This window comes from uncultured Sphingorhabdus sp. (assembly GCF_937872355.1).
Taxonomy (GTDB): domain Bacteria; phylum Pseudomonadota; class Alphaproteobacteria; order Sphingomonadales; family Sphingomonadaceae; genus Sphingorhabdus_B.
In genome coordinates this window covers 1-10,598 of record NZ_CALMSV010000259.1, presented here as the reverse complement: position 1 = coordinate 10,598, position 10,598 = coordinate 1, and the positions used below count along the sequence as shown (strand labels likewise).

Below are 10,598 nucleotides of genomic sequence, written 5' to 3'. Positions count from 1 at the left end.
TTTGCTGCCTCAACGGCCATTTCGGGCGTTTCGACGATGAAGGCGTTGAGGGCTTTTGCCGCCGCGACATTGGCGTTGAAGGCTTCGGCGACCTCAACGGCAGTGAATTCGCCATTGGCAACGCCCGATCGGATGGCTGCTACGCCCAATTTGGTCAGGTCGGTCATTATTCGATCACCTTCGGCACGCCAAAGAAGCTGCCTTCGCGGGCGGGCGCATTGGCGAGCACCTTTTCGCGCACATCGCCATCGGTGACGACATCGTCGCGCAGGCGCAGATGGTTGGGGATGACGGCGGTCATCGGCTCAACGCCGGTCACGTCCACCTCGCCCAATTGCTCGACCCAGGCGAGGATGCCGTTCAGCTCCCCGACCATCTTGTCGGCTTCTTCGTCACTGATCGCGATGCGGGAGAGCCGCGCGATCTTGTTCACGGTATCTTTATCGACTGACATGAAGGGGCCGCTAGCATTGTGCAGTCGCAGCATCAACCCTACTGCGCCCGAAAAGCACTGCTTTTCAGCCTGCGTTCAAATATCCGGTGCTATTTTTTTCCAATCGGCTAAATGCCGCGCAAAGAACAAAGCAAACGGATATACCCAACGTGGCCCGCAAATTTCTTTACCTGATCGCTGCCATCATCACTCTGGTGATCGCGGGCGGCTTTGTCGTGCGCATTTACGAAAAAGAACTCACCGAGTTCGCCTTCGTGCCGACTACAAAATTTGAAGAGCAAAAGGCCTTTGCCACCAACATCTATGACGATCCGGCCATGTGGTTTGCCCGTGGCCGGAGTGGCGCGAACAATGTGACGAGTTGGCAACCAGTGGGTGCAGAGAAAATCGAGGTTCCGGGGCCAGCCGCAATCTTCTTCATCCACCCGACCTCTTATATGGACAAGACCCATTGGAACGCGCCGCTCGACGACAAGCTGTCGCAGGATCCGGCCAGGCAGTTCCTGCAGGCGCTCGCCTCGCCCTTTGCGGCGTCGGGTGAAATCTGGGCCCCGCGGTATCGCCAGGCCGCTATTGGCGCCTTCCTGACCGACAAGCCCGAAGGGCAGCAGGCATTGGACGCGGCCTATCAGGACGTCCTCCTCGCCTTTGACGATTTTGTTGCCAAGGTGCAGAAAGATCGGCCGATCATCCTTGCAGGCCACAGCCAGGGCGCGTTGCACCTGACGCATCTTTTGAAAGACCGTGTCGCAGGTAAACCAATCGCCAAGCGCATTGTCGCCGCTTATGCGGTCGGCTGGCCAGTGTCGATCGATACCGACTTGCCCGAAATGGGTCTTCCCGCCTGCACCTCCCCCGACCAGACCGGATGTATGTTGGCGTGGCAGAGCTTTGCCGAACCCGCCGAATATGAGCGCATCCTGAAAGTGTATGACAGCACTACCGGTTTCAACGGCCAGTCGCGCGCCAACACCAACATGCTGTGCACCAACCCGCTGACCGGTGGGGCTGCGATAGAGGCTGGCGCTGAGGCGAATCTGGGCACGCTGAAACCATCGGACGACATGAAGACGGGCGAACTGGTGAAGGCCGCGATCCCCGCCCGTTGCGACCAGCGCGGTTTCCTGCTGATCGGCGACCCGCCTGAAATGGGCCCCTATGTGCTGCCGGGCAACAACTATCACGTTTATGACTACCCGCTGTTCTGGGCGAATGTCCGTGCCGATGCCTTGTGGAGGATAGAGAAATTTCTGGCGCGGTGAGCTTCGCTCAACCCGTCATACCAAAACTTCGTCACCCCCGCGAAGGCGGGGGTCCATCACCGTCGGATGAAATTTCAACGGTGGGTGATGGATTCCCGCCTTCGCGGGAATGACGAATTGTATTAGAGACAAGTGATGTCCGTTATCACGACCTCCGCCCCCGAATTTCGCGCCGCCCTGCCCGAAGGCGGCGTGCTGATCGGGCTCGATGTCGGCAGCAAGACTATTGGCACCGCCTTTTGCGACGCGGGCTGGAGTTTCGCCTCCCCCGCCGATCTCATCACGCGCAGCAAATTCGCAAGGGACAAGGGGTTGTTCCGGGCGGGATTTGCCAGCCGTCCAACCGCCGGCGTCGTCATCGGACTGCCTATCAACATGGATGGCAGCGAATCCCCCCGCAGCCAATCAAGCCGGTCCTTTGCCCGCAACATTCTCGATATTGGCCTGCCTATCCTGTTGTGGGACGAACGCTGGTCGACAGCTGCTGCTGAACGTTTCATGATCGAAGCCGACCTCAGCCGAGCCAAACGCGCAGAACGGATAGACAGTGCAGCAGCAGCGCATATCTTGCAGGGCGCAATTGATGCGTTGACGATTTAGGAAGAAATGATAGTCATTTAGTTCTTATGGCAGTTAATTTCTTTGAAGAACTTGTGAAAACTTACTTTCAAACAAGGGGCTTCTTCACAATCGAGAACGTTCCTTATCAGATACCGACTACTTCAAAAATTGACCCGAAATATGCACATGGCAGCAGCGATATAGATATCCTTGCTGTTCACCTGACAAAAAAATCAAATAAAATCTACGCAGTAAGCTGCAAAGGTCACCCAGATGGAATAAAAATTGATCACGCGATCAATGCAATTTCCACTGGCGGAAATGTTCACGACCGCGATGCGCGAAAGGCATTTCGGGAATTGGCGTTCGGCGAATGGGGTGGTGCGTTCAAAGGCGCAGTACATCAGCGCACTGGTTCGGCTAACTTCGTACATGTTACTGCCTGCACGAAATTCTCGGGTGACCCTTTGAAATGGACGCTGAACGAACAGTTTCAGAAGAACCTGAAGGGTAACGCACTCGAACTTTTGACCTTAAAAACGATATGGGATCACCTATCTAACGCAGATAACAAGCTGCTACACCAAAACCCCACCGTTCGACACGTGATGGGTATGTTCAACGTGGCTTGATAGTCAGCGCCAACGCGCCTAAGGCACTGGCTTTAATGACATCGCCATCAACAGCTTCACCGGGCCGCTTTCCAGCAGGTTCCGCCGCCTTCCCGCACCGGCATTTGCTGGGCATAGCAGGGCTCCAGCCTTGGGAAATCGAGTTCATCCTTTCCGAGGCCGAACAATGGGTTGCCCTGAACCGTTCCGGCGCCGCCAAGCGCGATGACCGGCTCCGCGGGCTGACCATCATCAATGCCTTTTTCGAAAACAGCACCCGCACGTTGCTGTCGTTCGAGATTGCCGGCAAGCGGCTGGGTGCGGATGTCGTCAACATGCATGTCGCGCAATCGAGCACCAAAAAAGGTGAAACGCTGATCGATACGGCGATGACACTGAACGCGATGCGCGCCGACGCCATCGTCATCCGCCATGGCAGTTCAGGCGCGGTCGATCTGATTTCGCAAAAGGTCGATTGCCCGGTGCTCAATGCCGGAGACGGCACGCATGAACATCCAACACAAGCCTTGCTTGACGCGCTGACGATCCGCCGCCGCAAAGGGCGCATTGACGGCCTGACGGTCACCATATGCGGCGATATATTGCACAGCCGCGTCGCCCGTTCGAACATGATCAGCCTGACGACCCTGGGCGCGCAGGTGCGCGTGGTCGCCCCCCCTGCCCTGATGCCCGAAGGTATCGCTAGCTTCGGCGTTGAAGCCTTCAACAGCTTTGATGCCGCGCTTCCGGGCAGCGATGTCGTGATGATGCTGCGGCTTCAGAACGAGCGGATGCAGGGCGATTTCATCCCATCCCCGCGCGAATTCTACCACCTCTACGGGCTCGACTCGCGGCGGCTGGCGCTGGCCAAGCCCGACGCGTTGGTCATGCACCCGGGGCCGATGAACCGCGGGGTGGAGATAGCCAGCCACATCGCCGACGACCTTGAGCGCTCCGCCATTACCGAACAGGTCGAAATGGGCGTCGCTGTGCGCATGGCATGCCTCGACATATTGACGCGAAGGGCGCGCGGCGTGGAGGGCTGGTCATGAGCGGCACCAATATTCTCGGCGGCCAGGTCATCCTCCCCGGCAAAGCAACCCCTGAAACAGCGCATCTGCATGTCTCGGGAGAGCGCATTGAGCAGGTTGGCAAGGCGGATCCACTTGGCGAACGCGTCGATGCCGAGGGGTTGATTGTCGCGCCCGGCATCATCGATCTAGGCGTGTTCGCGACCGACAAGCCCGCTTTCCGCTTTGGCGGGATTACCCGCGCTGCGTTGATGCCGGACCAATCCCCCGTGCATGACGATCCGGCCACGATCCGCTTTGCGGGTCGAAAGGGCAAGCCCGATTTCTGGGTACACCCCCTCGCCGCGGCAACCAAGGATCTCGACGGTCAGCATATGGCCGAAATCGCCATGATGAAGGATGCAGGTGCGCTGGGCGTCGCGACCGGGCGCCGCTGGATTGCCGATTCGGGGGTGATGCTGAGGCTGATGCGCTATTGCGCGATGCTGGATTTGCCGCTGTTCGTGCATAGTGAGGATGCTGGCTTGGCAGGCAATGCTGTTGCAACCACCGGCCTCAATGCGACGTTGTTGGGCCTACCCAGCGCTTCGCCGACCGTCGAAACACTGGCGATCCAGCGCGATCTGACATTGGCAGCTGAAACCGGTGCGCATCTTCATTTCAGGCAAGTTACAACCGCTGACGGTTTGGACTTGATCCGCGAGGCGAAGGGCAAAGGCGTGAAAATCACTTGCGGAATCACCCCTGCCCATCTGTTCCTCTCGGATACCGCGCTCACCGGATTCCGCACCTTTGCGCGTCTATCCCCTCCGCTGCGCAGCGAGGATGACCGACTGGCTTGCATAACCGCGGTCGCCGACGGCACGATTGACGTCATCTCGTCGGGTCACGACCCGCGCGGCCCCGAAGACAAGCGCCTTCCCTTTGCCGACGCCGCGCCCGGCATGGCGGGAGCGGAGACATTGCTCGCGCTGACGCTCAACCTTGTTCGCGAAGGCCATATTTCGATAGGCCGGTTGTTCGAATTGCTCGCCACGAACCCGGCGAAAATATTGAAGGTCGATGCTGGTTCGATAGAAGTTGGACGCGAGGCTGACCTGATTTTTGTGGACCCCGATGCCCCGTGGCAGGTCGATAGCGACAAGATGGCGGCGCTTGCAGGCAATACGCCATTCGACAAGCTGCCCGTTCAAGGGCGGGTGCGCAAAATCATGAAGGGCGGCAAGATCATCTGATCCGCCGCCCTTCAGCAAATTTGATTTTTGTGTGCGATTAGCGCGCGGCGATTTTCACCGGCTTACGCGCAGGCTTTGCAGCCATGCGGACCGGTGCCGAACCATCCACTGTCTTCACAACGCAATCGCCGCCAGCTTTCTTGATCTGGCTGCAAGCAGCGGCTGCTGTCTGATAATTGCCAAAACCTGAAGCAGCGAGGCGCGTCAGCGTCTTGCCCTTGATATTCACGGTTGAGCTTGCTGAAGTGAAGCCGCTCAGAACTTTGTGCTTCCGCGTATATTGGTTCCAAGCCTTTTGCGCATTACCGGCCGAGGAAAACGCGCCGAGCTGGACGAGATATTTGCCCGAGACCTTGGCCGTCGGCGCAGGAACATCTGCCAGTGCCAACTTGACCGGCTTCGGCGCGGGAGTTGCTTCTGCGGCCTTTGCAGGACCCTCAGGTGCCTTAATCAACGGCGCTTCGTTATTTGAAACCGAAGCAACTGCAGCTGCGATACGAACGTCGGATTCACTGTAGCCATCAGCAACAGGTGCGGGACCGACAGCGGCCAGTTCCGTCGTTTGCGGTTCGGCATATGCCATGACAACAGGTGTAGGCTCTTCTGCCGCCGCCATGACGGGTGCAGTGGTTGCGCCACCCAGCGCCAGACGAACCGGCTGACCTGAATCGGCGCGCGGCGTTACATTTAACAGACCTGCTACGCGTGTCTGGTAAGCTCCTGGGCGTGCATATTGCGCCCATTCGACGATCCGGTCATCGACGCGATCCTGCGGCATATCCTGCACCGCCATGATGCGAGCCTCGCGCCAACGGCCATCAAGAGCATAAGCCAGTGCGAGGTTCTGACGGGTGCGAGCGGTAGCATTGTCCGCACGAATTGCGTCTACAAGCACGTCAACCGAACGCTTGCTGTCGCCAGCGAGCGCAAGAGTAAGACCATAATCGCTGGCAGGAAGGATAGCGCGATTGGCATCAACCAGAGAGATCGCCGAATCCACCTTGCCCTGTGCAATGCGGGTCAGCGCCACACCGATCACCGTGCGGGCGTCGACCTGGCCCAATTCCATCACGTCCATGAAGGTACGTTCGGCGGCAACAAATCGGCCCTGCGTCATGTAAATGCGCGCCAGCAGCGAACGATATTCCATATTGGTCAGATCGGCTTCAACCGCAGCTTCGGCGAAGCCCAAAGCCTTGTCAGTCTTGCCCTTGGTGAAAAGCTTTTCGGCTTTCTTTGCCCAGCTGTGCGCTTTTTTGGCATTTGCATCGACCGACGCATGCGTAGCGGCGCTTGATGCGACTACGCCAGCCCCACCCAAGGCAGTGAATCCGACAACTGCGGTCGACAATGCCAGCTTTATGAGAGTCTTGTTCTTCATGACTATACCTCAGACTTGGTTAGGGTTGGCGTTCAGGCCGATTTTTTTCCGGGCACATGTGCCGCGAGCGTAGAAATTTCAGGCATTGCATCGATGAAGGAATCGAGCGCTGCCGTTACGAGTTGCTGGGCCGACTTGTTGCTGATCGCGCAGGCCAGACGCAGCTTCCGATGCCGTTCGCCATCAAGACGCAGCGTGAACGCCGACTTTTCCTTGCTGCCGGGTGCGGCTCGTGGTTTCGCAACAGCTGCTTTGACGGCAACTGGACGCGGTGCGATAATCGGCACAACCGGTGCAGCAGGCATATCCTGTTCGGCCACACCCATTTCTTCTGCCTGAACCTGCAACTGTTCCGCGATGCGTTCCTGCTGCTGTTTGACTTCAGGCTTCACCTCGGGGACAGCATTGGCCAGCGGATTAAATCCTTGGTCATGCTCATAATCCATGGGCGCGGTCGGATCTGGGTTTACGTCATAGCCCATATCATAGCCCATATCGTTCCAACCACAGTCGTCCTGAATGGAGCCCGCTGCAGCAACACCATTATTGTTGCCAATCAACTGACGGCGCATCGCCGGACGAGCAGCACCCTTGCGGGCCAGCAGGCCAGAAGAGAGAGAAGCTATTGGTTTGGGTTCGCTCATGTTCATCGCCCCCAGACCTGATTAACCGATGACCCGGCGACCAAAACCACCCATCGGGCGGGCTTGGGCAACCTGAGGATTGGCGGCGGCGGGCGCACTGAACACCGTGCGGCGGAAATTCTTTTCAAGGCGATCCGATATATAGGACCAGAGCTGGCGGACTTCTTCTGCCGAGCGGCCCTGCGGGTCGACTTCCATGACAGTGCGGCCGTCAATCATCGAGGCCGCAAAATCGGTGCGGTGATGCAGCGTAATCGGGGCAACGGTGCCATGCTGCGACAGCGCGACAGCAGCCTCCGAAGTGATCTTGGCTTTCGGAGTTGCCGCGTTGACCACGAAGATCAGCGGCTTGCCTGCCCGTTCGCACAAATCGACGGTGGCGCCAACAGCCCGAAGGTCGTGCGGGCTGGGTCGGGTAGGAACAACGATCAGTTCGGCAACCGAAATCACGCTCTGAATAGCCATGGTAATTGCCGGCGGGGTATCAATGACGGCTAGCTTGAAACCTTGCTGACGAAGAACGGCAAGGTCCGAAGCCAAGCGAGCGACCGTCGTCTGGGCAAAGGCCGGCAGGTCGGCTTCGCGTTCGTTCCACCAATCGGCGAGCGACCCTTGCGGGTCGATATCGATAAGGACGACCGGCCCAGCGCCTGCCAATTGTGCCTGTACTGCAAGATGGCCAGACAAAGTGGTTTTGCCCGATCCGCCTTTTTGTGATGCCAATGCGAGAACCCTCACATTATTCCCCTTTTGCAAGCTGTTTGGAGGGGATGTGACAGAACAGGCCTAAAAATCGGTTAACGCTGATGCTGGGATTCTGCACATCGCGAATGTTTTCGCGGCGGACAGACGTCGAATTGCATGTCCTGAATGTTGGATCGTTAATGGATGTAAAAGGTTAAGGCTTTCACCATGGAATTTAACTAAATGTCAGCAGATACGCGCTAACCGCGTGGCAAATGCTCTATGGAGTTGAACATGCGGAAACTGCCTTTCTCCTCATATGCTTTCGCGGCCTGCCTTATCATGGCCGCGCAACCTGCGTCTGCCGATGTCAAAGCGGGGGTCGATGCCTGGTCAAACGGCGACTTTGGTGGCGCAGTGAAAGAATGGCGTGAGCCGGCCAAGAAAGGCGACCCCGACGCGCAATTCAATATGGGGCAAGCTTACAAGCTCGGCCGCGGAGTAAAGCAGGATTTAAACTTGGCCGCAGACTGGTATCAACGCGCTGCCAAACAAGGGCATTTGCAGGCCGCAGATAGCCTGGGCCACCTCTATCATTACCAAGGCAAAGTCAAAGAGGCGCTTCCTTATCTTGAAACGTCTTCCGCACGCGGAGAACCAAGGGCACAATATCTGCTCGCCACCGAATTGTTCAATGGCGTCAATGCGCCAAAGGATTGGGTGCGTGCTTATGCCTTGATGACACGCGCTTCATCTTCGGGGCTTTCGCCCGCTTCGCGGAGTCTTGCAGAAATGGACAAACATATCCCGCTCGACCAGCGCCAACAGGGTGTGGTTCTAGCAGGTGAGATTGAAAAATCGTCGATTCAGGTGCGTGCCGCTCAAGTTGCCGGCTTCCCGATCAACACCAAACCGCCTGTATCTGTCGCACAAAAAATCGATGTAGCGCCATCGAAGCAGGTCGATTCACTCGACAATCAGCCGCCGGGTTTCCCGGGCACCGTCCCTCCCATAAATGGAGTGGAAAGCGAACAAAATACCAAGCCAGCAAAAGTGGTGCCCAAGCCGACTACAGCAGTTTCCGGCAAATGGCGCATACAGCTGGGCGCATTTGGTAGTGAGGCCAATGCCAAAAAGCTCTGGTCCAGCCTGCAAGCCAAAGTCGGCGGGCTGTCTGCGACCTCCCATTATCTGGTTCCGGCGGGCAACGTATCGCGCCTGCAAGCCGGCCCGTTCGCAAGCCGAGCAGATGCCGAAGCTATGTGTTCAAAGGTGAAGGCAGCTGCAGCCGGGCAAGGTTGCCTGGTGATCGCACCTTAAGGGCACAGCCTTTCAATTTCCCTGCCGAGCGTTCGCTTTGCGGCCTCGGCACCAGGATCGACAAAATAATAGCGCGTTCCGCTCATGCTCGCATTTCGAGAGCAATATGAAGCGCACCCTTCGGGTACTTTTCCGGGAAAGCGAAGGACTATGCCGTCATAGCTGGCGGTGAAACTGCAACTTTGCTTACCAGTTAAAGTGATTTTCAAGCTGTCGCCGTCTTGCTCGGCACTGCCTTGCGCTTCGCATTTGCTGTCGGAGCCATAAACAGACAAAAAACCAACGCGATAATTCGCTCCGCCATCGGCAACAGCGCAGAATTTGTCAGTGCCCAAATCACTTTGAGTTTCGAAACGACCCTCAACAGTAAGGCTCTCGGGATCGGGGATCAGTCCCTTGTCAATTGCGAGCTGTTCAAGCGCTGCGCCTGCGCCATCGACTTTCAATGAAGGCTTTGCGTCTTTGGAACCGCACCCAGCCAGCATCACTGCCAGTATCGGCAAAATCGAACTGGAAACCCTCACAGTCGTTCAAGGCCTTCCGCCGTTACGCGTCGGTAAAAGCAACTCCTTTCACCAGTATGGCACGTCGGGCCATCGGGCCGTGCGATCACGAGCAGCGCATCCTGATCACAATCGATACGCAGCTCGATCAGGTGCAGGAAGTGGCCACTGCTTTCTCCTTTGGTCCAAAGGCGCTGGCGGCTGCGCGAGAAGAAGGTGACCTTGCCCGTCTCTTGTGTGACCTGCAGCGCTTCATTGTTCATATGGCCGACCATGAGCACCTCGCCATCGGCCACATCAATTACCACCGCGGTCAACAGTCCATCAGCATCAAATTTCGGATCGAGCAGCAGCCCGCTCTCACGAGGATCGGTCATATCCTATGCCTAGCCGAGCCCCATGAGACTGGCAATCACCCGCAGCGGGCGATTTTTGCGCGCTGGTTTGTTACAAGGGGGAGACATTGGCCGCATGCCCGCCTATAGGCAGCGCAATTCTGGCGGCACGGGATTCGATTTGGACATGCTCACCACCAATCCCTTTGATGATGACAAACTGCGCGAAGAATGCGGAATCTTCGGGGTTTACAACTCTGAAGGCGCGTCGGCGATGGTTGCGCTCGGCCTGCACGCGCTCCAGCATCGCGGGCAGGAAGCGGCAGGTATTACCAGCTTTGACGGCAAGGAATTCCACACCCACCGCGCGATGGGCCATGTTGCCGGAAATTTCGACCGCGAAGACGTCATTCGCGCATTGCCCGGCAGCATAGCCGCAGGCCATGTGCGCTACTCGACGACGGGTGAAACCTCACTGCGCAATGTGCAGCCGCTCTATGCGGACCTCGCCACCGGCGGATTTGCAGTCGCGCATAATGGCAATATCTCGAATGCCGTTCATCTGCGGCGCGAACTG

The 10,598-nt window shown here is 57.6% G+C and carries 12 protein-coding genes and 2 pseudogenes; 7 read left to right on the top strand and 7 right to left on the bottom strand.

Annotation, left to right across the window (positions count from 1 at the left end):
* Window positions 1-167: pseudogene (locus Q0239_RS16590) on the bottom strand (Asp-tRNA(Asn)/Glu-tRNA(Gln) amidotransferase subunit GatA); the annotation flags it as partial.
* Window positions 167-454 (bottom strand): Asp-tRNA(Asn)/Glu-tRNA(Gln) amidotransferase subunit GatC, encoded by a 288-nt coding sequence (gene gatC, locus Q0239_RS16585; RefSeq protein ID WP_115548257.1) that lies wholly within the window; start codon window positions 452-454, stop codon window positions 167-169. The gene gatC and the pseudogene Q0239_RS16590, both read right to left, overlap by 1 nt.
* Window positions 455-603: 149 nt before the next feature.
* Here gatC and Q0239_RS16580 point away from each other — a divergent pair, with 149 nt between their 5' ends.
* The 5 genes from Q0239_RS16580 to Q0239_RS16560 all read left to right on the top strand — a co-directional run bounded on the left by Q0239_RS16580 (window position 604) and on the right by Q0239_RS16560 (window position 5,154).
* Window positions 604-1,716, top strand: a complete 1,113-nt coding sequence (locus tag Q0239_RS16580) for a DUF3089 domain-containing protein (protein WP_298604915.1) — start codon at window positions 604-606, stop codon at window positions 1,714-1,716.
* Window positions 1,717-1,851: 135 nt separating this feature from the next.
* Window positions 1,852-2,316, top strand: coding sequence for a Holliday junction resolvase RuvX (ruvX, locus tag Q0239_RS16575; RefSeq protein WP_298604913.1), 465 nt, complete (start codon window positions 1,852-1,854; stop codon window positions 2,314-2,316).
* A 26-nt stretch (window positions 2,317-2,342) separates the two neighbouring features.
* Window positions 2,343-2,909, top strand: a complete 567-nt coding sequence (locus Q0239_RS16570) for a hypothetical protein (protein ID WP_298604912.1) — start codon at window positions 2,343-2,345, stop codon at window positions 2,907-2,909.
* A gap of 35 nt (window positions 2,910-2,944) precedes the next feature.
* Window positions 2,945-3,940, top strand: a complete 996-nt coding sequence (locus Q0239_RS16565; RefSeq protein ID WP_298604910.1) for an aspartate carbamoyltransferase catalytic subunit — start codon at window positions 2,945-2,947, stop codon at window positions 3,938-3,940.
* Window positions 3,937-5,154: a dihydroorotase family protein gene (locus Q0239_RS16560; protein ID WP_298604908.1), complete on the top strand. Its 1,218-nt coding sequence runs from the start codon at window positions 3,937-3,939 to the stop codon at window positions 5,152-5,154. The genes Q0239_RS16565 and Q0239_RS16560 overlap by 4 nt, the downstream gene beginning before the upstream one ends.
* 37 nt (window positions 5,155-5,191) lie before the next feature.
* Here the strand turns inward: Q0239_RS16560 and Q0239_RS16555 are convergent, their stop codons facing one another.
* From Q0239_RS16555 to Q0239_RS16545, 3 genes are read right to left on the bottom strand one after another with little or no spacing between them, the layout of a single operon-like run.
* On the bottom strand, window positions 5,192-6,535 hold the full coding sequence (locus Q0239_RS16555) for an SPOR domain-containing protein (RefSeq protein ID WP_298604906.1): 1,344 nt from the start codon (window positions 6,533-6,535) through the stop codon (window positions 5,192-5,194).
* A gap of 32 nt (window positions 6,536-6,567) precedes the next feature.
* Window positions 6,568-7,179, bottom strand: coding sequence for a hypothetical protein (locus Q0239_RS16550; protein WP_298604904.1), 612 nt, complete (start codon window positions 7,177-7,179; stop codon window positions 6,568-6,570).
* A gap of 21 nt (window positions 7,180-7,200) precedes the next feature.
* Window positions 7,201-7,917 (bottom strand): ParA family protein, encoded by a 717-nt coding sequence (locus tag Q0239_RS16545; protein WP_298604902.1) that lies wholly within the window; start codon window positions 7,915-7,917, stop codon window positions 7,201-7,203.
* A 240-nt stretch (window positions 7,918-8,157) separates the two neighbouring features.
* On the opposite strand from Q0239_RS16545, the gene Q0239_RS16540 reads away from it, so the two are divergent.
* A complete protein-coding gene (locus Q0239_RS16540; protein ID WP_298604901.1) occupies window positions 8,158-9,183 on the top strand; it encodes an SPOR domain-containing protein in 1,026 nt (341 codons plus the stop codon).
* On the opposite strand, the gene Q0239_RS16535 is transcribed toward Q0239_RS16540, so the two are convergent.
* The gene (locus Q0239_RS16535; protein ID WP_298604899.1) at window positions 9,180-9,686 is read right to left on the bottom strand and encodes a hypothetical protein; all 507 of its coding nucleotides are present in this window, start codon (window positions 9,684-9,686) and stop codon (window positions 9,180-9,182) included. The genes Q0239_RS16540 and Q0239_RS16535 overlap by 4 nt on opposite strands.
* Before the next feature lie 17 nt (window positions 9,687-9,703).
* Window positions 9,704-10,063, bottom strand: coding sequence for a phosphoribosyl-AMP cyclohydrolase (hisI, locus tag Q0239_RS16530; protein WP_298604897.1), 360 nt, complete (start codon window positions 10,061-10,063; stop codon window positions 9,704-9,706).
* Window positions 10,064-10,208: 145 nt separating this feature from the next.
* Between hisI and Q0239_RS16525 the strand changes: the two are divergent.
* Window positions 10,209-10,598, top strand: a pseudogene (locus Q0239_RS16525) (class II glutamine amidotransferase); the annotation flags it as partial.

What these genes read in the sequence shown, in the direction of transcription:
- ruvX (WP_298604913.1), top strand. Translation starts at nt 1,852, where the DNA reads ATGTCCGTTATCACGACCTCCGCCCCCGAATTTCGCGCCGCCCTGCCC.
- Q0239_RS16560 (WP_298604908.1), top strand. Translation starts at nt 3,937, where the DNA reads ATGAGCGGCACCAATATTCTCGGCGGCCAGGTCATCCTCCCCGGCAAA.
- Q0239_RS16570 (WP_298604912.1), top strand. Translation starts at nt 2,343, where the DNA reads ATGGCAGTTAATTTCTTTGAAGAACTTGTGAAAACTTACTTTCAAACA.
- Q0239_RS16540 (WP_298604901.1), top strand. Translation starts at nt 8,158, where the DNA reads ATGCGGAAACTGCCTTTCTCCTCATATGCTTTCGCGGCCTGCCTTATC.
- gatC (WP_115548257.1), bottom strand. Translation starts at nt 454, where the DNA reads ATGTCAGTCGATAAAGATACCGTGAACAAGATCGCGCGGCTCTCCCGC.
- Q0239_RS16565 (WP_298604910.1), top strand. Translation starts at nt 2,945, where the DNA reads ATGACATCGCCATCAACAGCTTCACCGGGCCGCTTTCCAGCAGGTTCC.
- hisI (WP_298604897.1), bottom strand. Translation starts at nt 10,063, where the DNA reads ATGACCGATCCTCGTGAGAGCGGGCTGCTGCTCGATCCGAAATTTGAT.
- Q0239_RS16555 (WP_298604906.1), bottom strand. Translation starts at nt 6,535, where the DNA reads ATGAAGAACAAGACTCTCATAAAGCTGGCATTGTCGACCGCAGTTGTC.
- Q0239_RS16550 (WP_298604904.1), bottom strand. Translation starts at nt 7,179, where the DNA reads ATGAGCGAACCCAAACCAATAGCTTCTCTCTCTTCTGGCCTGCTGGCC.